25 protein-coding genes are annotated in these 22,570 nt (G+C 62.1%); 2 read left to right on the forward strand and 23 right to left on the reverse strand.

All coding sequences use genetic code 11. The features are described from left to right. Positions 1–190: 190 nt before the first annotated feature. A complete protein-coding gene (efp, locus tag P3T21_RS15465) occupies positions 191–748 on the forward strand; it encodes an elongation factor P (RefSeq protein WP_429256796.1) in 558 nt (185 codons plus the stop codon). On the opposite strand, the gene P3T21_RS15470 is transcribed toward efp, so the two are convergent. After that, positions 745–1,011: a hypothetical protein gene (locus tag P3T21_RS15470; protein ID WP_429256797.1), complete on the reverse strand. Its 267-nt coding sequence runs from the start codon at positions 1,009–1,011 to the stop codon at positions 745–747. The genes efp and P3T21_RS15470 overlap by 4 nt on opposite strands. Before the next feature lie 80 nt (positions 1,012–1,091). Here P3T21_RS15470 and P3T21_RS15475 point away from each other — a divergent pair, with 80 nt between their 5' ends. Then, complete coding sequence (locus P3T21_RS15475; RefSeq protein WP_429256798.1) at positions 1,092–2,474, forward strand: sigma-54-dependent transcriptional regulator; 1,383 nt, start codon at positions 1,092–1,094, stop codon at positions 2,472–2,474. Between the two features lie 100 nt (positions 2,475–2,574). Here the strand turns inward: P3T21_RS15475 and nagZ are convergent, their stop codons facing one another. The 22 genes from nagZ to P3T21_RS15585 form a co-directional block, all read right to left on the reverse strand. Then, positions 2,575–3,603 (reverse strand): beta-N-acetylhexosaminidase, encoded by a 1,029-nt coding sequence (gene nagZ, locus P3T21_RS15480; RefSeq protein WP_429256799.1) that lies wholly within the window; start codon positions 3,601–3,603, stop codon positions 2,575–2,577. Positions 3,604–3,666: 63 nt separating this feature from the next. Further along, positions 3,667–4,077 (reverse strand): holo-ACP synthase, encoded by a 411-nt coding sequence (gene acpS / locus P3T21_RS15485; RefSeq protein WP_429256800.1) that lies wholly within the window; start codon positions 4,075–4,077, stop codon positions 3,667–3,669. Between the two features lie 54 nt (positions 4,078–4,131). Beyond that, positions 4,132–4,896: a pyridoxine 5'-phosphate synthase gene (pdxJ, locus tag P3T21_RS15490; protein WP_429256801.1), complete on the reverse strand. Its 765-nt coding sequence runs from the start codon at positions 4,894–4,896 to the stop codon at positions 4,132–4,134. After that, the gene (gene recO, locus P3T21_RS15495; protein ID WP_429256802.1) at positions 4,893–5,789 is read right to left on the reverse strand and encodes a DNA repair protein RecO; all 897 of its coding nucleotides are present in this window, start codon (positions 5,787–5,789) and stop codon (positions 4,893–4,895) included. Before recO ends, pdxJ begins: the two co-directional genes overlap by 4 nt. Then, positions 5,776–6,675 (reverse strand): GTPase Era, encoded by a 900-nt coding sequence (gene era, locus P3T21_RS15500; RefSeq protein ID WP_429256803.1) that lies wholly within the window; start codon positions 6,673–6,675, stop codon positions 5,776–5,778. Before era ends, recO begins: the two co-directional genes overlap by 14 nt. Before the next feature lie 66 nt (positions 6,676–6,741). Continuing rightward, positions 6,742–7,953: a ribonuclease III gene (gene rnc / locus P3T21_RS15505; RefSeq protein ID WP_429256804.1), complete on the reverse strand. Its 1,212-nt coding sequence runs from the start codon at positions 7,951–7,953 to the stop codon at positions 6,742–6,744. Positions 7,954–8,106: 153 nt separating this feature from the next. After that, entirely contained in the window at positions 8,107–9,000 is an 894-nt protein-coding gene (gene lepB / locus P3T21_RS15510) for a signal peptidase I (protein WP_429256805.1), read from the reverse strand. Between the two features lie 20 nt (positions 9,001–9,020). Continuing rightward, entirely contained in the window at positions 9,021–10,814 is a 1,794-nt protein-coding gene (lepA, locus tag P3T21_RS15515) for a translation elongation factor 4 (protein WP_429256806.1), read from the reverse strand. Positions 10,815–10,976: 162 nt separating this feature from the next. Further along, positions 10,977–11,249 (reverse strand): glutaredoxin family protein, encoded by a 273-nt coding sequence (locus P3T21_RS15520; RefSeq protein ID WP_429256807.1) that lies wholly within the window; start codon positions 11,247–11,249, stop codon positions 10,977–10,979. Beyond that, positions 11,246–12,775, reverse strand: coding sequence for a DegQ family serine endoprotease (locus P3T21_RS15525; RefSeq protein WP_429256808.1), 1,530 nt, complete (start codon positions 12,773–12,775; stop codon positions 11,246–11,248). The genes P3T21_RS15520 and P3T21_RS15525 overlap by 4 nt, the downstream gene beginning before the upstream one ends. A gap of 19 nt (positions 12,776–12,794) precedes the next feature. Next, a complete protein-coding gene (locus tag P3T21_RS15530; protein ID WP_429256809.1) occupies positions 12,795–13,838 on the reverse strand; it encodes a MucB/RseB C-terminal domain-containing protein in 1,044 nt (347 codons plus the stop codon). A 3-nt stretch (positions 13,839–13,841) separates the two neighbouring features. Beyond that, on the reverse strand, positions 13,842–14,465 hold the full coding sequence (locus P3T21_RS15535) for a sigma-E factor negative regulatory protein (protein ID WP_429256810.1): 624 nt from the start codon (positions 14,463–14,465) through the stop codon (positions 13,842–13,844). 83 nt (positions 14,466–14,548) lie between these two features. Continuing rightward, on the reverse strand, positions 14,549–15,148 hold the full coding sequence (gene rpoE, locus P3T21_RS15540; RefSeq protein WP_096717241.1) for an RNA polymerase sigma factor RpoE: 600 nt from the start codon (positions 15,146–15,148) through the stop codon (positions 14,549–14,551). A 95-nt stretch (positions 15,149–15,243) separates the two neighbouring features. Continuing rightward, positions 15,244–15,732 (reverse strand): protein YgfX, encoded by a 489-nt coding sequence (locus tag P3T21_RS15545; protein ID WP_429256811.1) that lies wholly within the window; start codon positions 15,730–15,732, stop codon positions 15,244–15,246. 4 nt (positions 15,733–15,736) lie between these two features. Further along, positions 15,737–16,975: a beta-ketoacyl-ACP synthase II gene (gene fabF / locus P3T21_RS15550; RefSeq protein ID WP_429256812.1), complete on the reverse strand. Its 1,239-nt coding sequence runs from the start codon at positions 16,973–16,975 to the stop codon at positions 15,737–15,739. Between the two features lie 114 nt (positions 16,976–17,089). Beyond that, a complete protein-coding gene (gene acpP, locus P3T21_RS15555) occupies positions 17,090–17,329 on the reverse strand; it encodes an acyl carrier protein (protein ID WP_014897657.1) in 240 nt (79 codons plus the stop codon). 150 nt (positions 17,330–17,479) lie between these two features. After that, positions 17,480–18,229 (reverse strand): 3-oxoacyl-ACP reductase FabG, encoded by a 750-nt coding sequence (fabG, locus tag P3T21_RS15560; RefSeq protein ID WP_429256813.1) that lies wholly within the window; start codon positions 18,227–18,229, stop codon positions 17,480–17,482. Between the two features lie 78 nt (positions 18,230–18,307). Then, a complete protein-coding gene (gene fabD / locus P3T21_RS15565; protein WP_429256814.1) occupies positions 18,308–19,240 on the reverse strand; it encodes an ACP S-malonyltransferase in 933 nt (310 codons plus the stop codon). A gap of 103 nt (positions 19,241–19,343) precedes the next feature. After that, positions 19,344–20,333 carry a beta-ketoacyl-ACP synthase III gene (locus tag P3T21_RS15570; protein WP_429256815.1) on the reverse strand — a complete coding sequence of 330 codons (990 nt, stop codon included), beginning with the start codon at positions 20,331–20,333 and terminating at the stop codon, positions 19,344–19,346. Beyond that, positions 20,333–21,463: a phosphate acyltransferase PlsX gene (gene plsX / locus P3T21_RS15575; RefSeq protein ID WP_429256816.1), complete on the reverse strand. Its 1,131-nt coding sequence runs from the start codon at positions 21,461–21,463 to the stop codon at positions 20,333–20,335. The genes P3T21_RS15570 and plsX overlap by 1 nt, the downstream gene beginning before the upstream one ends. Positions 21,464–21,601: 138 nt before the next feature. Continuing rightward, positions 21,602–21,781, reverse strand: coding sequence for a 50S ribosomal protein L32 (gene rpmF / locus P3T21_RS15580; RefSeq protein ID WP_061149014.1), 180 nt, complete (start codon positions 21,779–21,781; stop codon positions 21,602–21,604). A 105-nt stretch (positions 21,782–21,886) separates the two neighbouring features. Then, positions 21,887–22,540: a DUF177 domain-containing protein gene (locus tag P3T21_RS15585; RefSeq protein WP_429256817.1), complete on the reverse strand. Its 654-nt coding sequence runs from the start codon at positions 22,538–22,540 to the stop codon at positions 21,887–21,889. Between the last annotated feature and the right edge of the window lie 30 nt (positions 22,541–22,570).

Here is a 22,570-nt window from a genome sequence, read left to right on the forward strand (position 1 = left end):
TCGAAGCACGACTCAAGCGCGGCCCGATCATGGCGATGCTTCCAGCTTGAAAGGGCATTTTCCGGATCGGCGCCATTCGTACGCGCCTGAATGGGTAAGCGCAGGGTTAGAGCGCAGGCACCGAGCGCGCTTGCGTCGTGTGCCGTTGAGCACAAAAGTTGAAGCTACTTATTTCGTACAGGACAGTTTTATGAAGATCGCACAGGAACTCCGCACCGGTAACGTCGTGATGATCGGCGCAGACGCGATGGTCGTGCAGAAGGCCGAATACAACAAATCGGGCCGTAACTCCGCCGTCGTGAAGATGAAGTTCAAGAACCTGCTGACGGGCGCAGGCATGGAATCGGTCTACAAGGCCGACGACAAGTTCGACGTCGTCCTGCTCGAGCGCAAGGAAGTGACGTACTCGTACTTCGCCGACCCGATGTACGTGTTCATGGACGCCGACTACAACCAGTTCGAAGTCGAAGCCGAAATGATGGGCGACGCGCTGAATTACCTCGAAGACGGCATGGCTTGCGAAGTCGTGTTCTACAACGAGAAGGCCATCTCGGTCGAACTGCCGACCACGCTGGTCCGCGAAATCCTCTACACGGAACCGGCTGTCAAGGGCGACACGTCGTCCGGCAAGGTTCTGAAGACGGCAAAGCTCAACACCGGCTTTGAACTGCAGGTGCCGCTTTTCTGCAGTATCGGCGACAAGATCGAAATCGATACGCGTACGCACGAGTACCGCAGCCGCGCTTAATCTGGCGCCGGACCTGCCCGCCGCTTTTTCCTGAAGCGGCGATCGAAAAGCGCCCCACGGGGCGCTTTTTCTTTTTTGCACGACCGTGTATGGTTTAAGCAAACTTTACCGGCTCGATGCGAAAATTTTCCGGTGTCCATGCAACCGATACCTGCCTGCCGCAGCCAGATCGTTGATAAATCTTGATGTTTTTCTTTGGCACGCTCTCTGCTAAGAGGAAGTAAGGCCTTGAGGCTTTCCTTTTCCAGATGGAGGCCAGGCATGTCATCACACCTGTCGACACGCGCCCCGAGCGACCGCGTATCGGCAAGGCTTTCCGATCAATTGAAAAAGTGCGTCCGCCATGCCACACGCCCTGATTGTCGAAGACGATCCCAATAGCCTCTCCGGCCTGTCCGCGATTCTGGCCGCCGACGGTTTTTCCGTCGACACCGCGACTACGCTCGCCGAAGCCCGGGCCGCGCTCGCGCGTTTTATCCCCGATGTCGTCCTTGTCGACCTGAATCTGCCGGACGGCAGCGGGCTCGATCTGCTCCAGCATCTGCCCGCGCAGCCGCCAGGTGGCGCGTTGCCCGTCATCGTGATGACCGGGAACGCGACCGTCGAAAGCGCGATCGAAGGTTTGCGGCACGGCATCTGGGACTACCTGCTGAAGCCGGTCAATATTCCGCGTCTGCGCAGCCTGCTGGCGCGCATTCCGCGCCCTTATGAACTGACCGAAGAAGTGCAGACGCTGCGCGCGACGCTGCGCCTTTTAGGGCGATTTGGCCCGATGATCGGCCGCAGCAGCGTGATCCAGCATGTCTACGACACGATCGAGCACACCGCGCCAACCGAGGCCGCTGTGTTGATCTCCGGCGAATCCGGCACGGGCAAGGAAGTGGCCGCTCGCACGCTGCATGAGATGAGCCGGCGTCGCAAAGGCCCGTTCGTCGTGTTCGACTGCCGGACTGCGGCCGCGACGGCGGGCGATCGTCCGCTCGACAGCCTGCTGTTCGGCCACGAACGCGGTGCGTTCAGCGGCGCGGATCAGCGCGAGCCGGGCCTCTTCGAACAGGCAAGCGGCGGCACGCTTTTCATCGATGAAATCGCCGAACTGCCTCAGTCGCAGCAGGAAGCGCTGCTGCGCGCGCTCGATTCGCAGACGTTCATGCGCGTGGGCGGCACCAACGAACTGGTGACGGATTTCCGCCTGATTGCGTCGACGCGCAAGGTGCCGCGCGCGGCCGTCGCGGATGGCTCGCTGAACCAGGATCTGTGGCTGCGTCTGGACGCGGCGGCGCTGAGCTTGCCGCCGTTGCGCGAACGGGGCGACGATGCGGCGCTCTTCGCCGAGGCGCTCGTCGACGAACTCAATCGGGAAGCGCACGCTCGCGGCCTGACGGGAACGATGAAGCTGATCGCGCCGAACTTCATCCGCGAATGCCTCGCGTACGACTGGCCAGGCAACGTCCGCGAATTGCAGGATCGTGTGAAGCGCGCGTATGTTGCGTCGGGTGATGTATTGGAGTCGCTGCATGCCGACGAGACCGGCGCGCCGGGTACCCGCGAGCTGAACGGCAGCCGCGTGCAGGTGACCGTCGGGACACCGCTCGCCGACGTCGAGGAAATGCTGATTCGCGCGACGCTCGATGCCGTCGGCGGCACGCGGCACCGCGCGGCGTCACTGCTCGGTATCAGCCCGAAGACGCTGTACAACAAGCTGCAGCGCATGCGGCTCACCTGAAACCCGAGCCGGAGCGCATTCGTCGCGCCCTCAACAAAATAAAGCCGCATTGAACTCACAATGCGGCTTTATTTTTGAACACCTGTGTTCGGCTATCGGCTCAGGGAAACGTGTTGCGCAACAACGTCTTTGCCTGCTGATATGCCGGGTCGGCCATCAGCCTGCTCCACTTGAGCGCCTTGCCGCCTGCGCGCATGGCCTTCAGCCGCTGACGCGATTCCTTCGACGGCGTGAAACGCAGCGCATCGAGCACCTTCTCTGCTTCCTCGGGCTGGTTGCAGATCAGCACCATGTCGCAGCCCGCCTGTAGCGCGGCCGTGGCCGCTTCGGTCAATGTACCGCCCTGACGCGCGGCTTCCATCGACAGATCGTCGCTGAAAATCGCGCCCTGAAAACGCAGCCGGCCGCGCAGGATGTCCTGCAGCCACACACGCGAAAAGCCCGCCGGTTTGGCGTCGACCTTCGTATAGATCACGTGCGCCGGAAGCACCGACGCCAGCGACATCCCGAGCCAGTCATACGGCGCGACATCATCGGCGAGGATCGTTTCGAGCGGACGGTCGTCGGTCGGCATCGCGACGTGCGAGTCCGCTTCCGCGTAGCCGTGCCCCGGAAAATGCTTGCCGCAGTTGGCCATGCCGGCCAGCGCAAGACCGTGATTCAGACTCTTCGCCAGCAACGTGACGACGCGCGGATCGCTGTGAAACGCCCGGTCGCCGATCACCTGCGACTGGCCGTAGTTCAGGTCGAGCACCGGCGTGAAGCTCATGTCGATGCCGCACGCCCGCAACTCCGAAGCGAGGATGTAGCCGACCGCCGTCGTCACCTTCGTCGCGTACAGCACGTCCTTGTCCCACAGCGCGCCGAGCTTGCCCATCGCAGGCAGCACGGTAAAGCCGTCCGTGCGAAAGCGCTGCACGCGGCCACCTTCGTGATCGACAGCGATCAGCAGATCGTCGCGCACCGCGCGGATCGCGTCGGTGAGCGCGACCAGTTGTGCGCGGCTCTCGAAGTGCCGCGCGAACAGGATCACGCCGCCGGTCATCGGGTGACTGAGGCGGCGCACATCGTCAGCGGTCAGCATTTTGCCGACCACATCGAGCATCACGGGTCCAGGAGCGTATTTCATCTGATTTGTGGCAACAGGAAGGAAGCGCAGCGTGACGCCGCGTCGGAATAATTCAGGTGACGCTCAGGAAGCGACAGGATCGGCGACTTCAGCGATCACGAACGAGACGGCATAGTCGCGCTCGTCGCTGATCGTTACGCGCGCCGTGATGCCACGCGCGTCGAGCCATTCGGCCAGCTCGCCCGATGCGACCACCATCGGCTTGCCGCTCGCTTCGTTGAGCGTCTGCAGCGCGCGCCAGGTCATCGGCCAGCGCATGCCGAGACCAATCGCCTTCGAAAAGGCCTCTTTCGCCGAGAAGCGCGTCGCGAGAAACGCGAGACCGCGTGCCGCCGAACGCGCGTGACGAGCGTGATAGACGCGCAGTTCGTCCGCGCCGAGCACCTTCTCGGCGAAGCGGCCTTTGGTGCGCTCCATCACCGCCGCGACGCGGCTGACCTGAACGATATCGGTGCCGATGCCATAGATCGCCATGACGTGATTGCCGTGCCTTTTCGTAACGAAAGCGTGACGAGAGCGTGACGCGCGTCAGGCGCGCGCGGCGAGACGCGCGGCAACCATGATCGCCTTCATCTCGCGTACCGCGTTGTCCCAGCCGGCGAAGATCGCCTGTGCGACGATCGCGTGACCGATGTTCAGTTCGACGATGCCGTCGATGGCGGCGATCTGCTGGACGTTCGTGTAATGCAGGCCGTGGCCCGCATTGACCTTGATGCCGAGCGACCGGCCGAATTCCACGCCGCGGACCACGCGCTCGTATTCGCGCTGCTGTTCGCCGGCGTCGTGCGCTTCGGCGTAGCGTCCCGTATGCAGTTCGATGACAGGCGCGCCGGCTTCATGCGCGGCGCGAATCTGCGTTTCGTCCGGATCGATGAAGAGCGATACGCGCGAGCCCACGTCGGCCAGCTGGCGGCACGCCGCGCGCACTGCGTCGAACTGGCCGGCGACGTCGAGACCGCCTTCGGTGGTCAGTTCTGCGCGCTTTTCGGGCACGAGGCAGACGTCGTGTGGTTTCACTTCGCACGCGATGTCGAGCATCTCCTGCGTGACCGCGCACTCCAGATTCATGCGCGTTTTCAGGAGCGGTCGCAACGTGCGCACGTCGGCGTCGACGATATGCCGGCGGTCCTCACGCAGATGCAGCGTGATTGCGTCAGCGCCCGCTTCTTCGGCGGCCAGCGCCGCGCGGATCGGATCGGGATAGGACGTGCCACGCGCGTTGCGCAGCGTGGCGACGTGATCGATATTCACACCCAGGTCGATCACGCCCGGCGACGTTAGAAAGAAGCTCATAGGTTCTGCAGGTCGATCAGGATCTGGCGCGTCGCGAGCGGCGTGCCGGCAAGGTAAGTGTTTAGCAGAAAACGCATCAGCGTCCTGCTCTGCGAAATCGTTTGAGGACGATGGTAATCGTCCTGCTCCATGTCGAGCAACGTCTGTCCTGCGATCACCGGCCATTGCGCGGGAAGATCATCGGACGCTTCACGCACGCCGCGCTCCGGATCGAACACATAACGCCCCTCGGCCACGACCGCGCGGCGCGTCACGGTGCGATCGAGCGCCATCGCGTAACCGGTTTCGCGCAGCAGCACGCGTTCGAACGAACGCAGCACCTGCACGGGCGGCTCGTCGTGCGCGAGACGCGTCAGCGTGACGACATAGTGATGGAACAGTTGCGGATGCGGATCTTCGCGGGCGCAGAATTTGACGAGCAGCTCGTTCACGTAGAAGCCGCACAGCAACGCGTCGCCAGCGAGCGGCAGCATGCCACCGACCCACTCCGCGCCCGTCAGCGTGCGCATCTCCGATTTGCCAGACCACGACAGCGCGAGCGGCTGGAACGTCTGCAACACGCCGCGCAGCGCCGAATGCGGACGTTTCGCGCCTTTCGCGACGAGCGCGAGCCGGCCGTGATCGCGCGACAGCACGTCGATGATCAGACTCGTTTCGCGATACGGATAGCTATGGAGAACAAACGCGGGCTGTTCGGCGACCCGATAGTCGGACGCGGCCGCGCGCGAAGGACGGCGCGCGGGCGCTTTGCGCGCCTCGCCTTCGCCACCGCTCTTTGCAGATGAAGATCTTTTTGCCCGGGACGGTGCCGGCGCAGCCGGTTCGCCGTCGCCGGCGTCGTCGTCGGGGTCGGCGCCGGGTTGCAACGTCACCCAGGCGTCATTCGTACCCATAGGCGCGAAGTCCGGCTTCGTTGTCGGCCCAGCCGCTCTTCACCTTGATGAAGGTTTCGAGGTACACCGGGCCGTCAAACAGCTTCTCCATATCGAGACGCGCTTCGGTGCTGATCTGCTTCAGCTTCGCGCCCTTCTGGCCGATGATCATCGCCTTGTGCGTGTCGCGCTCGACCATGATCGTCGCGAAGACGCGGCGCAGGCGCCCTTCCGTCTCGAACTTGTCGATCAGCACAGTGCTCGTGTACGGCAGTTCGTCGCCCGTCCAGCGGAACACTTTTTCGCGCAGGATTTCTGCGGCGAGAAAACGCTCACTGCGGTCGGTCAGATCGTCTTCGCCGTAGATCGGCGAGCCTTCCGGCAGGAACGGCTTGACCGTCACCATCAGGCGTTTGATGTCGTCAGGGTTCTTGGCCGACAGCGGCACGATTTCGTTGAACTGACGCAGCGCGCTGACCTGTTGCATGAACGGAAACAGGCTGTCCTTGTCGGAAACGCGATCGAGCTTGTTCGCGATCAGGAGCGTGGGCACTGACGGCGGAATCAGGTCGAGCACCTTCTGGTCGTCCGGGCCGAAACGGCCGGCTTCGATCACGAACAGGATGGCGTCGACGGATGTCAGCGTCGACGTCACCGCGCGATTCAGCGAGCGGTTCAGCGCGCCGCTGTGCTTCGTCTGGAAGCCGGGCGTGTCGACGAAGATGTACTGCGCGTCTTCGAGCGTGTGGATGCCGGTGATGCGATGGCGCGTCGTCTGCGCCTTGCGCGACGTAATGCTGACTTTCTGGCCGACGAGCGCGTTCATCAGCGTCGATTTGCCGACATTGGGACGGCCGACGATCGCGACCATGCCGCAGCGAAAACCAGTGGGAGTGGGAGCGTTCATATTCAGGCTACGGCTGGTTCGGGTGGACGCGCTGCAGGATGCGACCCATGCAGCGCGTTTTTTGCATCAATGGCCGGCGTCGGCGGCGCGCGTTTGCACCGCGCCTGCAACGCCAGGTTCGAGTTCGGCTTCGTCCGATGCGGGTACGCCAGGTACTGATTCGCGGTTGCGAAGCGTGGGCTTGTCGGTGACGGTGCGGCTCGTGTCCGGCTTGTCGGACGGCTTTTCGCTGGACTTTTCGCTGGGCTTGTCATTCAGCCTGTCGGCGGACTTTTCCGTGGCTTTGTCGGCGCGGTCGGTTTTGTCCTGCGACTGAGCGTGTTCGCTGTATTCGACATGAGCGGCACGGATCACCGCGAGTGGCAGCGGCGTCGGCGCGCTGGCCGGCGATTCCCCGGCAGCAGCTGCGCTATCGGAGTCGCCCGTCGCCACGGTCAGTGGCGGCTTCGCTTCACCGCGCCCGACGCGTTCAGACGACTTGCGATGGTCCGGCGCGCGCAGGTCCAACGCCGTCTGCACGCCCGCGACACCGGGAACGATCTCCGGCTCCGCATGCTTCGCGGCCCGCGCGCCTTTCGAGCGCTTCGGTTTCGCAACCAGTGCGGGCGCAGCCGCCATGACTTCTTCGAGCGCCTTCTTGGCCGCCGCCTGCTCAGCCGCGCGACGGCTGGCGCCCGAGCCGGACACCTTCACGTCCAGCTTGGGCACCGTGCATTCGACTTCGAATTGCTGGTTGTGCGCCGCACCATGCGTTGCGACGACCGTATAGGTCGGCAAAGCGATCTTGTGACCCTGCAGGTATTCCTGCAGCAGCGTTTTCGAGTCTTTGCCGAGGGTACGCGGATCGATGTGATCGAGAATCGGCACGTACAGCCGCTTGATGACCGTCTGGGCGGCGTCGAAGCCGCCATCGAGGAACACCGCGCCCAGCACGGCTTCCAGCGTATCCGCGAGGATCGACGGACGACGGAAGCCGCCGCTACGCAGTTCGCCTTCGCCGAGGCGCAGGCCTTCGGAGATATTCAGGGCCTGAGCGATCTCGTAAAGCGACTGCTGCTTGACCAGATTGGCCCGGACGCGTGACAGATCGCCTTCGTCCAGCTTGCTGAAACGTTGGAACAATAGCGCGGCCACCGCGCAATTCAGAACGGAGTCGCCAAGAAACTCGAGCCGTTCATTATGCGTAGCACTGTGACTGCGATGAGTTAAAGCCTGACGCAACAATTCCGCATTGCGAAATTCGTAGCGCAAACGGCTTTCCAACGGAGATAGGGGCATGTGCAGAGTATAACGCGGGCGCCTGCCCGGGCGAAAACGCGGGGCGGCCGACGAAAAAGCGTGGTGAAGCGACGTTACCGCACGTTCTTAAAGTAGCGTGCTAACACGCCGCGCGTTGTGCGCGGCGTGTTATGCGGCTCCGTTGCTACGCGATCAGTTAAAGGAACCGATGCGCTTGAGGCTGCTGAAGTTCATCCAGATGAAGAACGCGCGACCGACGATATTCTTGTCCGGCGCGAAGCCCCAGTAGCGACTGTCCGCGCTGTTATCGCGGTTGTCACCCATCATGAAATAGTTGCCTGCTGGCACCTTGCAGATCACGCCTTGCGCGTTGTACGTGCAGTTGTCGCGATACGGATAATCTTCTGCGCCAATGATAAACGGCGGCACTGCCGGGTTGTTCAGAATCGCGTTCTTGCGCCCGTTCAGATTTTCGTCGAACTGTTTCGCGTAGCCGATACGCTCTTCGTCGAAGTAATCCGGCAGCGCCGTTTCCGGCACGGGTTTGCCGTTGATCGTCAGCTTCTTGTCCTGATACGCGACGACGTCGCCCGGCACGCCGATCACGCGCTTGATGTAGTCGACCGATTCGTCTTTCGGATAACGGAACACGACGACGTCGCCACGCTCGAGCGGACGGCCCTGCGTGATCTTGGTGTTCGTAATTGGCAGACGGATGCCGTAGTCGTACTTGTTCACGAGAATGAAGTCGCCGACCAGCAGCGTAGGCACCATCGAACCCGACGGAATCTTGAACGGCTCGACGACGAACGAACGTACGACAAACACGACGAGGATCACCGGGAAAAAGCTCGCCGAATATTCGAGCCACCAGGGCTGGCGCAGCTTGTCGTCACGCAGACGGGCGCGCGTCTGCGCCGCGTTTTCGTCGGCGAAACGCTCGCCGACCCGCGCCTGCTGGCGGTCGAACTCGGCGACCGCGGCCTCTGCGGCGCGGCGTCGTTGCGGGATGAAAACCAGTTTGTCTGCGACCCAGGCGATGCCCGTTACGATGACGAGCACAAAAAGAATCAGCGCAAAATTCATGGGGTTCCGTTTCTTCTCTCTTATTTGTCTTCGACACGCAGGATTGCGAGGAAAGCCTCTTGCGGGATTTCCACCGACCCGACCTGCTTCATCCGCTTCTTGCCGGCCTTCTGCTTTTCGAGCAGTTTCTTTTTACGCGTGATGTCGCCGCCGTAGCACTTTGCCAGCACGTTCTTGCGCAGCGCCTTGATGTTCTCACGCGCGATGATATTCGCGCCAATCGTTGCCTGAATGGCCACGTCATACATCTGGCGCGGGATCAGTTCGCGCATCTTCGCCGCGACTTCGCGGCCGCGGTACTGGCTCTGCGAACGGTGGACGATCACGGACAGCGCATCGACCTTGTCGCCGTTGATCAGCATGTCGACCTTCACGACGTCGGCCGCGCGATATTCCTTGAACTCGTAATCCATCGACGCGTAACCGCGCGACGTAGACTTCAACCGGTCGAAGAAGTCGAGCACGATTTCGCCCATCGGGATTTCGTACGTCAGCTGAACCTGGCGGCCGTGATACTGCATGTTGATCTGGTTGCCACGCTTCTGCGTACAGAGCGTGATGACCGAGCCAACGTATTCCTGCGGCATGTACAGGTTCACCGTGACGATCGGCTCGCGCACTTCCTCGATCTTCGACGGGTCCGGCATCTTCGCCGGATTCTCGACCATGATGGTCGTGCCGTCGCGCTGCAGGACTTCATACACGACCGTCGGCGCGGTGGTGATGAGGTCCATGTCGAACTCGCGTTCGAGCCGCTCCTGGACGATCTCCATGTGCAACAGGCCGAGGAAGCCGCAGCGGAAACCGAAGCCGAGCGCCTGTGACACTTCCGGCTCGTATTGCAGCGACGCGTCGTTCAGCTTCAGCTTTTCGAGCGATTCGCGCAGCGCGTCGTACTGGTTGGCTTCGACCGGATAAAGGCCGGCAAACACCTGCGGCTTCACTTCCTTGAAGCCCGGCAGCGGTTCAGCTGCGGGACGGTTCACGAGCGTGACGGTATCGCCCACCTTCGCGGCCGGCAGTTCCTTGATGCCCGCGATGATGAAACCCACCTGCCCTGCCGACAGCACCTCGAGATTCTTCGACTTCGGCGTGAAGACGCCGATGTGCTCGACCGGATACTGCGCGCCGGTCGCCATCATGCGAATGCGGTCCTTCGGACGCAGCGTGCCGTTGACGATACGCACCAGCATCACGACGCCGACGTAGTTGTCGAACCAGGAATCGATGATCAGCGCCTGCAGCGGCGCTTCCGTATTGCCCTTCGGCGGCGGCACTTTCGCGATCAGCGCTTCGAGCACGTCCTCAACGCCGAGGCCCGTCTTCGCGCTGCAATGCGTGGCGTCGGAAGCGTCGATGCCGATCACGTCTTCGATTTCTTCGATCGCGCCTTCCGGGTTCGCTGCGGGCAGGTCAATCTTGTTCAGCACTGGCACGACTTCGACGCCTAGCTCGATAGCCGTGTAGCAGTTCGCGACCGTCTGCGCCTCGACGCCCTGGCTGGCATCGACGACGAGCAGCGCGCCTTCACACGCCGACAGCGAGCGACTGACTTCGTACGAGAAGTCGACGTGCCCCGGCGTGTCGATCATGTTGAGGTTGTACACCTTGCCATCGCGCGCGCGGTAGGAGAGCGCCGCCGTCTGCGCCTTGATGGTGATGCCGCGCTCACGCTCGAGATCCATCGAGTCGAGCACCTGCGATTCCATTTCGCGGTCGGACAGACCGCCACACAGCTGGATGATGCGATCGGCGAGCGTCGACTTGCCATGGTCGATGTGCGCAATGATCGAGAAGTTACGAATATGATCCATTCAGTACCGATCAAGCGAAAAAGGCGCGCTCGGACGATTGCGGAGCACGCCTTGTAAGTAGGTGAAAAACCGGACTATTTTAGCCGAAAAGGCCCTCGCCCGGCGGTTTTTGCGGGACGGGCTGCCAGTCGGCCAAGGCTCGTGCGGACTGTTGCGCCCCTTTCACCGCACCGCGCGGGCAAGAGCGGCGCGCGCGATGAGCGCGGCACGGACACGTTTTGCGTCGAGGTGATAGTGGCACAGTTCGATGCCATCGCAGAGCAAAACCGGCACGCGTTCGTTGTAACGCGCTTCCAGCGCTGCGTCGGCATCGATATCGATTACATCGAGCTGCACGCCGAACTCGGCCAGCAAAGGCTCGAGCGCAGCATGCATGTCGTCGCACAGATGACACCACGTGCGCCCGTAGAGTGTCAGCCGTGCCGCCATCGTCACTTCGGCGCCGGTGCCGAACGCGGACGGATCGGCACGAACTGCGTGTTGTCGCCGCGACGCACGAGCAGCGCCGTCATCTTCTGCGGGTCGAGATGCGACGTGACGTCTTCGAATTCCTTTGCGTTCGAGACATCCGTGTCGCCCACGCGCAGGATGATGTCGCCCTTCTGCAGTCCGACGCGCGCGGCAGGCCCTTCTACCGCGTCGATCTGCACTCCGCCGCGCAGCTTCAGCGCTTTCAGCTGGTCAGACGGGATATCGCTGACCGCGAGGCCAAGCGCGTTGGTCGCGCGCTGCTTCGGCGGCGGCGTTTTCTTCGTGTCGGCCTTCGCCGTCTTATCCTGCTGCATCTCGGCGATCGTGACCGGCAGATCACGCGTCTGGCCCTTGCGCCACACGGTGATCGTCGCCTTCGTGCCCGGCTTGGTATCACCGACCATACGCGGAAGGTCCGTCGCGGTATCGACCGGATGGCCGTTGAACTTCAGGATGATGTCGCCTGGCTGCACGCCCGCCTTCTCGGCCGGACCGCCCGGCTCGACGCTGCTGACGAGCGCGCCCTGCGCCTTCGGCAAACCGAGCGAGTCGGCTACGTCCTTCGTCACCTCGCCGATCGCGACGGCAATGCGGCCACGCGTAACCTTGCCAGTTGTTTTCAGCTGATCGGCCACGCGCATCGCTTCGTCGATCGGAATCGCGAACGAAATGCCCATGAAACCGCCTGTGCGGCTGTAGATCTGGGAGTTGATGCCGATCACTTCGCCCTGCATATTGATCAGCGGACCGCCCGAGTTGCCCGGATTCACGGCAACATCGGTCTGGATGAACGGCAGATAATCACCCGTGTCGCGCCCCTTGGCGCTGACGATGCCCGCCGTAACCGTGTTTTCGAGCCCGAACGGCGAACCGATCGCGACGACCCATTCACCGACGCGGACCTTGTTCGAATCGCCGACCGTGACGGCTGGCAGGTTCGCGGCGCTGATCTTCACGACCGCAACGTCAGTGCGATCGTCGACACCGACGAGCTTTGCCTTGAACTCGCGCTTATCGGTGAGCGTGACGTAGATGGTGTCGGCATCATCAATGACGTGTGCGTTCGTCATCACGTAGCCATCAGCCGACAGGATGAAGCCCGAGCCGACGCCACTGTTCTGCTCGGTGTCGCCGCCGCTGTCGGGCGCGTCCTGCTGGCCCTGACTGCCGCCACCACCGCCACCACCACCGCCACCACCGCGGGGCGGCGTACCGGGCGATTGCGGCGTCTGCGGCATCGGAATTCCAAAAAACCGGCGGAAGAACTCGGACATGTCGCCGTCGTCCATGCCCGGTGGCAGGCCCCGCGTCGAACTCGACACACGCGCTGTCGTGCGAATGTTCACGACGGAGGGCCCGACCTTATCGACCAGATCGGTGAAGTCGGGAAGACTGGCTGCAGGCGCCGCCAGCGCAGTGTGCGGCACGAGTGGCAGGCATACCGCCACCACCGCGGCTGCAAGAAAATTGCGCACCGAGAAGTTCGTCATAGGGTCTTGAGCCGGAGGATTACTTTGTAGCCTTGTATTCTATGGCAGACGCAAATTGCTGCAACGTGGCCTGGGGCACTTCCCCGAGCAAGGTAATCCAGAAATCGCCGTGGCGCTTGACGAGGACATGCGTAGCGCCACTACTCCCCGATCCTTCCTTGCGCGTGTTCTTTTCAACAGGCTCAACGAAGATCGAGATGGCCGCGAGTCCGTCCGAGAATACTGCCTGATCGACCGGAATGGTCGGATCGCCTGGATCGCGGGCTGCCATCGGGCGACGCAGTTCACGGATCTTGTGGAAGCCCGGAACGGTCGGTGACATCTGCCAGCCCTGCGCTTCCATATCGACAGACTCGATCGGCGGACGCACCACTGTCCATCCAGCCGTGTTGTGAATGCCGCTGACGATCGCCGTTTTGTCGACCGGAACACCGATGCGGATTTGCGAAAACGACAGCTGTTCGAGCACCTGGCCGCTCGGGTCGAGCGTCTGCGCGCGCAGCAGAAGCCCCGTTTTGGTATCGGCCCATAGCTTGTAAGCGTAGCGATACGCGTCTTTCGGATCGAGTTCGATCACCTGGCTATCGATACCCGCGACGCGATCGGTCCCGAGCAGTTTCGGCTCATAGACCGCGAGCACCTGGTCACCGGGCGCGGACAGCAATGCAGGGAACGAATCCTTGTTCTGACGCTTCTCGACGACGCACAAATGTCGTTCCGGCACGAACGTATACAGGTCGTCGTTATGGCGCAGCATCCTGCGCGGCTTGCCGTCCAGGCTTTCCAGCTGCTCGTATTCACCGTCGTTGCGGGTCGCGTAATGCGAGATCCGCGACGACTGCACGAACGAGCCGCGCTGGTAGACGAACGCGCCCTCGTAGTTCTGCTGCTGGGCGGCCTGATGGATGCGATTGAGCCAGTCTGCCGCTGTGCGGCGGACGGCGGCGGGATCCTCGGATTGCGCGAACGCGCGGGATATCGCGGAAAGCAGTACGGCTGCACAGAACAGAAATGCCGGCAGCCGCCCCCAGTTTGTCGTTTTATTCAACCACGGAGTCTGCATCAACTATTGGTCCTGCGAGGTCACGGCAGCGGCGGCACGGATCAGCGGCATCGAACCCGGGACGACCGGTTGCTGCGCGAACTGCTGATGCGCTTCCAGATACTGGTCGAGATTGGCGTCGCGGATGATGTTCGCCTCCTGCATGACAGGCCGCGCGGTAGCAGCCGGCACAGACGCCATCGCCACACGCTGCATCGAATCCGACGATACGGCTGCCATCTGCGCGCCACCAGGCGCACTGCCGACGCCCTGCAGTTGCGGCACGACGACCCACGTCAACGTTGCCGCGGCGGCCGCGACGGCAAATGCCGGCACAACCCGCCGGCGCAGCGCCAGCAAACGCCGCGCGACCGGAATCGCGGCAGGCGCGAGCACGTGCACCTCCGACTCGAAACGCGCGGCAAAGCCAGCCATAAATGCTTTGCTGGCCACCGGACTCACGGCCAGATCGTCGGAACGCAGGGCGTCCCCGATCAGGTGGTAGTCCGACCACGTTGCGCGATCGTCGCGATTCAGATCAGCAATAAACTTGTTCAGATGCTCTTCGCCGGACAGCTCACCGTCGACAAAAGCGGACAGACGCTCGCCTCGCGAGCTTGCTTGCGATTGCATCGAGACCGACCCCATGATGCTCCCCATCTTACAGACATCCCGTAGTGACACCACCTAACCCAGATACTGCATCCATGCCCGTCAGGCCGGCTGGCCAATTACCAGCGCTTGCCTTCAGGTGTGTCAAGCAACGGACGCAATTTTGCCGCAATGGCTTCGCGAGCGCGAAAAATCCGTGATCTGACGGTGCCGATCGGGCACCCCATCATCTCAGCGATCTCTTCGTAGCTCAAACCTTCAATTTCACGAAGAGTAATGGCGGTGCGCAACTCTTCCGGTAAAACCGCCATTGCAGCATTGACCGTCTCAGCGATCTGCTTGCTCATCAACATCGACTCAGGCGTGTTGATATCCCTTAGTTGGTCAGCATCCGAGAAAGTTTCAGCTTCTTCAGCATCGGCTTCGGTCGAAGTTGGCGCGCGCCGGCCTTGGGTCGCAAGGTAGTTCTTTGCGGTATTCACCGCAATCCGGTACAACCACGTATAAAAAGCGGATTCGCCCCGAAACTGGGGAAGCGCCCGGTAGGCCTTGATAAAGGCGTCCTGAGCCACGTCCTCGACCTCGGCGGGGTCCCGCACAAGGCGCGAGATCAGCCGGATGATCTTGCGGTGGTATTTGGTGACCAGTAGCTCGAACGCGGCCTTGTCGCCCTTCTGGACGCGCTCGACCAGCACCTGATCTATTTCTTTTTCGCTCACCTGATAAATCCGTTAACTATAGGGTGCATGGCGGGGCACCATTGTAGCGTCCCCATCATCGCGTCACGTTACGCTGGTAACAGTGGTTACAGTCTTTACAGTGATGTGGGAGAGCCACGCCGGCCGAGGACCGACAGTTCGCGAAAGATGTCGGCCGGCAACGCGTCGGCAGCAATAAACAGGGGGTTGAGGCGCCCGCTCTCACCGGCAAGCGCAAGAATGAGGAGCCGGTCACTCCACTGTGAACAGCCGGTTATGCGGGCCTGAACCGGCGCACCGCCTGCTTCTTTCCACAGCGACAGACCATTTGCCCCGATTTTCAGTTCTCGCGGCTGACGACGCTCCCAGGCGAGCGCGCTGATCGCCAGCAACGCGAACACGGCTAAAGCTGGCGGAAACGCCAGCCAGACGCCGAGACGCGGTGCGGCGCAGGCAACGACGGTCGCCGCGGCGATCAGGATGAAAGCCGCAGTCACCCAGCGCAGCGTCAGGGAGCACCGCAGCGCAATACGCGGCGGCGAGCCGTCTGGCGATGCCGATCCGGCGAAATGCGCCGGATCAGCCGTGCCGAGGTGAGACGTCAAGCGATCAGGCGCGCTTGAAGACCAGCGTACCGTTCGTGCCACCGAACCCGAACGAGTTCTTCAGCGCGACGTCGATCTTCATCTCCCGCGCAGTGTTCGCGCAGTAGTCGAGATCGCAGGCCGGGTCCTGGTTGAAGATGTTGATGGTCGGCGGCGAAATCTGATGATGCACGGCCAGCACCGTGAACACCGATTCGAGCCCGCCCGCGCCACCGAGCAGATGCCCGGTCATCGACTTGGTCGAATTGACGACCATGTTCTTCGCGTGATCGCCGAAAGCGCGCTTGATGCCGGTCGTCTCGGCCAGATCGCCGAGCGGCGTCGAGGTACCGTGCGCGTTCAGGTAGCTGACCTGATCTGCGTTGATGCCCGCGTTCTTCATCGCGGCCAGCATGCAGCGGCGTGCGCCGTCGCCATCTTCCAGCGGAGCGGTCATGTGGTACGCGTCGCCGCTCATGCCGTAACCGGACACTTCCGCGTAGATCTTCGCGCCACGTGCCTTCGCGTGCTCGTACTCTTCGAGCACCATCACGCCTGCGCCTTCGCCCAGCACGAAACCATCGCGATCCTTGTCCCACGGACGGCTTGCCGTGGCGGGATCGTCGTTGCGTTGCGACAGCGCGCGCGCCGCCGCAAAGCCGCCGATACCGAGCGGCGACACGGTCGATTCCGCGCCGCCGGCGATCATGACGTCGCAGTCGCCGTATTCGATCAGACGCGATGCCTCGCCGATGCAGTGCAGGCCGGTGGTACAGGCGGTGACGATTGCAAGGTTCGGGCCTTTAAGACCGAACTTGATCGACAGATGGCCGGAGATCATGTTGATGATCGACGCCGGCACGAAGAACGGCGAGATCCGGCGCGGGCCGCGATTCAGCAGTTCGGTCTGCGTGACTTCGATCATCGGCAGACCGCCGATGCCCGAGCCGACTACAACGCCGACACGTTCCGCGTTCTCTTCGGTGATTTCGAGGCCGCTGTCGTTCATCGCCTGGATGCCGGCGGCGATGCCGTAATGGATAAACGTATCCATGTGGCGCGCTTCCTTACCGGGGATGTAGTCCTCGATATTGAAGCCCTTGACCTCGCCGGCGAAGCGAGTCGAGAAGTTCGATGCGTCGAACTTCGTGATGTCGGCAATGCCGGACTTGCCGGCGACCAGATTGGCCCAGCCGTCGGCAACATTATTGCCAACAGGCGAAATCAGCCCCAGGCCTGTAACAACAACACGACGACGGCTCACGGTAACCTCGTTTTCATAGATGACAAAAGCAAAAGCCACAGCGGCCACAGGAACATGCCCTGTGAACCCTGTGGCTGTTAACCTGGCAAAATCCCGCCAAAAGTCCGAATGACCTTAGGCCTTGACGTTTGCGCGGGCGTAGTCGATCGCTTGCTGGACGGTCGTGATCTTCTCGGCTTCTTCATCCGGAATTTCCATACCGAATTCGTCTTCGAGGGCCATCACGAGTTCGACGGTGTCGAGCGAGTCAGCGCCGAGGTCGTTCACGAACGATGCTTCGGTCTTGATTTCTGCTTCCGCAACGCCCAGTTGTTCTGCGACGATCTTCTTGACGCGCTGTTCGATATTGTCCATTACCCCTCCAAGGGAAAGAAGTTCAAAAATGCAGGTGCGCGCATTTTATCAGGTTTGACACTCTAAAAAAGCGGCGCGCACGGTTGCTGATCAGCCATCCAAAGCACGTTTACCCGAAAGGTATGAGCCCTGGATGAAAAACGAAAACTTTTACGACATATACATGCCACCATTCACGTGCAGCGTCGTGCCCGTGATGTAGCCAGCATGCGGTGAAGCGAGAAATGCGACGGCGTGAGCGATGTCTTCCGGGCTACCCAGACGGCCAAGCGGAATCTGCGTCTTGAGGGCAGTCTGCTGCTCTTCCGGCAGGGTTTTCGTCATATCGGTATCGATAAAACCCGGCGCGACGCAATTCACCGTGATGTTGCGGCTACCGATTTCGCGCGCCAGCGCCCGGGTCATGCCGGCGACGCCAGCCTTCGCGGCAGCGTAATTCACCTGCCCCGGATTGCCCGCCGAGCCCACGACCGACGTAATGTTGATGATCCGGCCGCCACGCGCTTTCATCATCGGGCGCAGCACCGCGCGCGACAGACGGAAAACCGACTTGAGGTTGGTGTCGACCACCGCATCCCACTCGTCGTCCTTCATGCGCATCGCCAGCTGGTCCTGCGTGATGCCGGCGTTGTTCACGAGCACGTTGAGCGCGCCGAATTCCTTGACCGTGCCCTCAATCAGCGCTTCCGCTGCCGATGCGTCGTTCACGTCCAGCACAGCGCCTCGGCCATTCACGCCTTCAGCCTTGAACGCTTCGGTAATCGCGTTCGCGCCCGATTCGCTGGTGGCCGTGCCGATCACGGTCGCGCCCTGGCGCCCCAGTTCAAGCGCAATTGCACGGCCGATACCGCGCGAGGCGCCCGTCACAATCGCGATCTGCCTGTCGAGAGTCTTTTCCATCTTGGTGTCCGGATGGCCCGCGGGTTGCGGGCTGAAATCGTTGAATCTGAGTGACCTGGCGTGGCGTGTAGAGAGCGACTACGCCGTTGCGAGCTTGAGCGCTTCGTCGAGCGATGCCGGGTCGACAATCGAAGCGCCGATGAGGTTGCCGTCGATGCGCTTCGTCAGACCTGCCAGCACCTTGCTCGGGCCACATTCGATCACGTGCGTGACGCCCTGACCGGCCATCGCCTGCACGCATTCCACCCAGCGCACAGCGCCTGCGGCCTGACGCACGAGCGCATCCTTGATGCCGGCCGGTTCCATGACCACAGCAACGTCGACGTTGTTGATGACCGGAATCTTCGGCACCTGAACTTCGACGTTCGCCAGATACGCGCGCAACTGGTCGGAAGCAGGTTTCAGCAGCGACGAGTGGAACGGCGCCGACACCGGCAGCGGCAACGCACGTTTCGCGCCCTTCGCCTTCGCAACTTCACACGCCTTTTCAACGGCCGCCTTGTGACCGGCAATGACCACCTGCGAAGGCGCGTTGAAATTCACCGCCTCCACGACGCCTGCCGACGACGCTTCCGCGCACACTGCGCGCACCGTGTCGTCGTCGAGGCCGAGAATCGCGGCCATGCCGCCCTGTCCGACCGGCACTGCCGTTTGCATAGCCTGTGCGCGGAAACGTACGAGCGGCACGGCGTCGCGGAAAGACAGCGCGCCCGCGGCGACGAGCGCCGTGTATTCGCCGAGGCTATGGCCCGCGACGATCGCCGGCGCCGGGCCACCCGCCGCCTGCCACGCGCGGTAGATCGCGTACGCGGCGGTCAGCATGACCGGTTGGGTATTGGTAGTGAGATTCAGATCCTCGACCGGACCTTCGGCGATCAGCTTGCCGAGATCCTGACCGAGCGCGTCGGACGCTTCCTGGACCGTCTCGCGCACGATGGCGTGATCGGCGAACGCATTGAGCATCCCGACCGACTGCGAGCCCTGGCCAGGGAAAACGAACGCAAATTTCATATCGTCCTCAAAATTCGATGAGAGGTGGGCTGACGCGATCGGGACCGCGCTACCGGACGTTGCGCGCGGCAGCGATACGCCGCCGCAGACGCGAAACCGTCGCTCAGTAGCGGATAACCGATGCGCCCCACGTGAAGCCGCCGCCGACGCCTTCGATCAGCACGTTCTGGCCGCGCTTGATGCGCCCGTCGCGAACCGCGACGTCGAACGCGAGCGGAATCGATGCCGCCGATGTGTTGCCATGCTCACCGACGGTGACGACCATGCGCTCCTGCGGGAGGCCGAGCTTGCGGCACGTGCTCTGCATGATGCGGATGTTGGCCTGATGCGGAATCAGCCAGTCGATCTGGTCCGGCGTGAGGTTGGCTTTGGCCAGCGCTTCGACGGCGACCTTTTCCAGCACATTGACGGCAAGCTTGAACACCGCCTGGCCATCCATATACAGGAACGCGCTGCCCGCGACCACGCCACCATTCACGTTGCCCGGTGTGCACAGGATGTTCGAATGGCTACCGTCAGCGTGAAGCGCGCTTGCAAGCACGCCTGGCTCTTCGGACGCCTGCAGGATGACGGCGCCGGCGCCGTCGCCGAACAGCACGCAGGTGGTACGGTCATTGAAATCGAGAATGCGCGAGAACGTCTCCGCGCCGATCACCAGTGCCGTGCGATGCTGGCCGCTGCGAATGAAACTGTCGGCGGTGGCCACTGCGTAGGCGAAGCCGGAACACACGGCCTGCACGTCGAACGCCGCGCCGTTGTTCTTGATGCCGAGTTTGTTCTGCAACAGACACGCCGTGCTCGGAAACACGAAATCCGGCGTGGACGTGGCGACGATGATGAGATCGATGGACTGCGGGTCGACATCAGCGGCCTCGATCGCACGTTGCGAGGCGATCAGGGCGAGATCGCTGGTGGTGACGTTGGGTTCAGCGAAATGGCGGGCATGGATACCCGTGCGCGCGACGATCCACTCGTCGCTCGTCTCGACACCCTGCTTTGCGAGACGTTCAGCCAGATCCTGATTCGTGACACGGCCAGGCGGCAGATAGCTGCCGGTGCCCAGCACGCGGGAATAAATAGTCGATTGAGCCATTATGCCTTCGAGGATTGCGGAGCGTAGGGCTCGGCTGGCTGGCCGGCGACCGGGCTTGTGTGACCTGCGCCGCCTGCTTCCGGGGTAACCCCGGGGATAACCCCGCGCACCGCCTGTTCGAGAGGACCCGCATTCTCTTCCATCGCGGACGCAAGGCGTTCCAGCACGCCGTTTTTGACGGCATCATACCCGCGTTTGATCGCCCACTCAAACGCGTAGGCGTCCGCCGAACCGTGGCTTTTGATCACGAGACTGCGCAGCCCGAGAAGCGCCGCGCCGTTGTATTGCCGGTGGTCGACACGTTTCTTGAAACGCATCAATACAGGCAATGCGAGAACAGCCATCAACTTCGTCAGCCACGAACGGCCGAACTCTTCCTTGATGATATCGGAAAGCATCTGCGCGAGCCCTTCCGACGTCTTCAGCGCGACATTGCCGACGAAGCCATCACAGACGATCACGTCGACGGTACCTTTATAGATATCGTCACCTTCGACATTGCCGCGGAAGTTGAGCGTGCTTGCGCGCAGCAGTTCGCCGGCGCGCTTGATCGTCTCATTGCCCTTGATGACTTCTTCGCCGATGTTGAGCAGACCGATGGTCGGATGCTCCTTGCCTTCAAGCGCGGACACGAGTGCGTGACCCATCTCGGCAAACTGCAACAGATGCTGCGGTTCGCAATCGACGTTGGCGCCAAGGTCCAGCATCATCGTGTAGCCTGTCCGGTTCGGCAGGGCGAACGCGATCGCCGGGCGCTCGATGCCCGGAAGCGTCTTCAGCACGTAACGGGAAACCGCCATCAGCGCGCCGGTATTGCCCGCGGAGATGAAGGCTTGCGCTTCGCCGTCCTTGACCCGGTTCAGCGCAACGCGCATCGACGAGTCTTTTTTCTTGCGCAGCGCAACTTCAACCGGATCATCCATGGCGACGATCTCGCTGGCCGGGACGACCGTCAGCGCGGGCTCGTCCAGCGCCTTCAACTTCTTCAGCTGGGCCCGGATCGCGGTTTCGATGCCGACGAGCATCAGGTGCGCGTCGGGATGCGAACGAACGAAATTGACAGCCGCGGGAACGGTCACGGACGGGCCGTGGTCGCCTCCCATGCAATCGATCGTGAGCTTTACAGTCATGGAATGCGACGAATTTCAGGCACAAAAAAGCGGCAGTTGAATGCCGCCTTTTTGTCGAGCCGGGAAAATGTCAAGCGAGCTGATCGCCATGCGACACGTCATTGAACGCAACGCGATGAAGCGACGAGTCGAGAACGATTAGTCGTTCTTCGTCTTGACGACTTTCTTGCCGCGATAGTAGCCGTTCGGGCTAACGTGGTGACGCAGATGCACTTCACCCGTGCTCGGTTCGACAGCCAGCGGTGCTGCGCCGAGGAAATCGTGCGAGCGGTGCATGCCGCGCTTCGACGGCGACTTCTTGTTTTGTTGAACTGCCATGATAACTCCTAAAAATTTTCCGAATTCTAACACAGCCCGATACGGCAATCGCCACTGGCCGAATGGCCAGAACGCCGATATACCGTCGCGCTCCCATGCAACTGTTCAGTGCTTTTCGCCGCCCGGGCCGCCCCGCTTGAGCCCTTTGAGCGCCGCAAATGGATTCGGCCGCTCGGGTTCGCCACCCTCTTCAGCTTCGTCCCGCGCCGCTTCGTCGCCCTCAGCATCCGCACCGCTTACACCCGAGACCAGACTTTCGTGAACCTCAGGGCAAACATCGTGCTTCGGCACCAGCGGCAGCGAAAGCAGCAATTCCTCTTCGATCAACTCGACGAGATCGAACTGGCGCGAGCCCACGATCACCTCGACTTCATCCTCATCAAGCGGAAATTCCTCCGCTTCTTCCTCAGTGTTGACGACCCGGTATATCGCATCGACGTTGAACGCCTGCTCATACGGGGCCAGACAACGCTGACAAACCAGCCAGGCCGCACCGTGAAGCGCGAGCCGCAGGTAAGGCTGCGGCCCTTCGGTGCCGTCGTCCTGCAATTCCGGCTGCGTCGACCCTTCCGCCTGCCAGGTGAACGCGGTATCGCGATCTGGCGCCTCGGACGGGACTTCGTTTAACATGCGCGGCAGTTGCGAGACGCGCACCACACCCGCAGCCTGCCGACCACTGCGCGCGAATTCGAACAGATCGAGTTCGCGCGGATCGAGAATGGCAGCGGGACCTGCAGGTTTGCCAGGATGTTCAGTCATGTGCGCTCCTGCGTCGGCGAGGCTTTCGGC

Source organism: Paraburkholderia sp. GAS334 (genome assembly GCF_050436625.1).
GTDB lineage: Bacteria > Pseudomonadota > Gammaproteobacteria > Burkholderiales > Burkholderiaceae > Paraburkholderia.

Coding starts and splice junctions, on each gene's coding strand:
- P3T21_RS15525 (WP_429256808.1), bottom strand. CDS start 12,775: ATGACGAACTTCTCGGTGCGCAATTTTCTTGCAGCCGCGGTGGTGGCG.
- P3T21_RS15535 (WP_429256810.1), bottom strand. CDS start 14,465: ATGGGGTCGGTCTCGATGCAATCGCAAGCAAGCTCGCGAGGCGAGCGT.
- plsX (WP_429256816.1), bottom strand. CDS start 21,463: ATGACTGTAAAGCTCACGATCGATTGCATGGGAGGCGACCACGGCCCG.
- nagZ (WP_429256799.1), bottom strand. CDS start 3,603: ATGAAATACGCTCCTGGACCCGTGATGCTCGATGTGGTCGGCAAAATG.
- acpS (WP_429256800.1), bottom strand. CDS start 4,077: ATGGCGATCTATGGCATCGGCACCGATATCGTTCAGGTCAGCCGCGTC.
- P3T21_RS15475 (WP_429256798.1), top strand. CDS start 1,092: ATGCCACACGCCCTGATTGTCGAAGACGATCCCAATAGCCTCTCCGGC.
- recO (WP_429256802.1), bottom strand. CDS start 5,789: ATGGGTACGAATGACGCCTGGGTGACGTTGCAACCCGGCGCCGACCCC.
- efp (WP_429256796.1), top strand. CDS start 191: ATGAAGATCGCACAGGAACTCCGCACCGGTAACGTCGTGATGATCGGC.
- P3T21_RS15530 (WP_429256809.1), bottom strand. CDS start 13,838: ATGCAGACTCCGTGGTTGAATAAAACGACAAACTGGGGGCGGCTGCCG.
- fabG (WP_429256813.1), bottom strand. CDS start 18,229: ATGGAAAAGACTCTCGACAGGCAGATCGCGATTGTGACGGGCGCCTCG.
- fabD (WP_429256814.1), bottom strand. CDS start 19,240: ATGAAATTTGCGTTCGTTTTCCCTGGCCAGGGCTCGCAGTCGGTCGGG.
- lepB (WP_429256805.1), bottom strand. CDS start 9,000: ATGAATTTTGCGCTGATTCTTTTTGTGCTCGTCATCGTAACGGGCATC.
- P3T21_RS15470 (WP_429256797.1), bottom strand. CDS start 1,011: ATGCCTGGCCTCCATCTGGAAAAGGAAAGCCTCAAGGCCTTACTTCCT.
- era (WP_429256803.1), bottom strand. CDS start 6,675: ATGAACGCTCCCACTCCCACTGGTTTTCGCTGCGGCATGGTCGCGATC.
- lepA (WP_429256806.1), bottom strand. CDS start 10,814: ATGGATCATATTCGTAACTTCTCGATCATTGCGCACATCGACCATGGC.
- acpP (WP_014897657.1), bottom strand. CDS start 17,329: ATGGACAATATCGAACAGCGCGTCAAGAAGATCGTCGCAGAACAACTG.
- rpmF (WP_061149014.1), bottom strand. CDS start 21,781: ATGGCAGTTCAACAAAACAAGAAGTCGCCGTCGAAGCGCGGCATGCAC.
- P3T21_RS15570 (WP_429256815.1), bottom strand. CDS start 20,333: ATGGCTCAATCGACTATTTATTCCCGCGTGCTGGGCACCGGCAGCTAT.
- pdxJ (WP_429256801.1), bottom strand. CDS start 4,896: ATGAGCTTCTTTCTAACGTCGCCGGGCGTGATCGACCTGGGTGTGAAT.
- rnc (WP_429256804.1), bottom strand. CDS start 7,953: ATGCCCCTATCTCCGTTGGAAAGCCGTTTGCGCTACGAATTTCGCAAT.
- P3T21_RS15585 (WP_429256817.1), bottom strand. CDS start 22,540: ATGACTGAACATCCTGGCAAACCTGCAGGTCCCGCTGCCATTCTCGAT.